Origin of the sequence: Oceanobacillus luteolus (assembly GCF_023715655.1) — a bacterium.
GTDB lineage: Bacteria > Bacillota > Bacilli > Bacillales > Amphibacillaceae > Oceanobacillus > Oceanobacillus luteolus.
Map to the genome: position 1 here is coordinate 1 of NZ_JAMBON010000180.1, position 255 is coordinate 255.

Consider the following 255-nt stretch of genomic DNA (forward strand, 5'->3'; position numbering starts at 1 on the left):
CCTCGGCACCAGCTTCGCTGACGGAAAACATCCAATTTTTTCGACCGATCACACTAGGGCGAATCGCATTTTCTGCTGGATTATTATCCATTTCAATGCGACCATCATAGAGAAAGGCACGAAGCCCATCTGTCAATTTCAGTGTATATTCGGCTGCTTTTCCAAGTGCGTTATTGCCGTAAAAAGGGGATTCCTCAATCCATTTCAGGAATTCTTCTACGATTGGTTTCGAAAGCTTTTGACGTCTTTTTCTTC

Annotated in this window: 1 protein-coding gene; it reads right to left on the reverse strand. The window is 43.5% G+C overall.

Going from position 1 to position 255, the window contains the following annotated elements:
* Positions 1–255, reverse strand: a 255-nt coding sequence (locus M3210_RS20280) for an IS66 family transposase (protein ID WP_251518125.1), incomplete at both ends; no start/stop codon positions are given.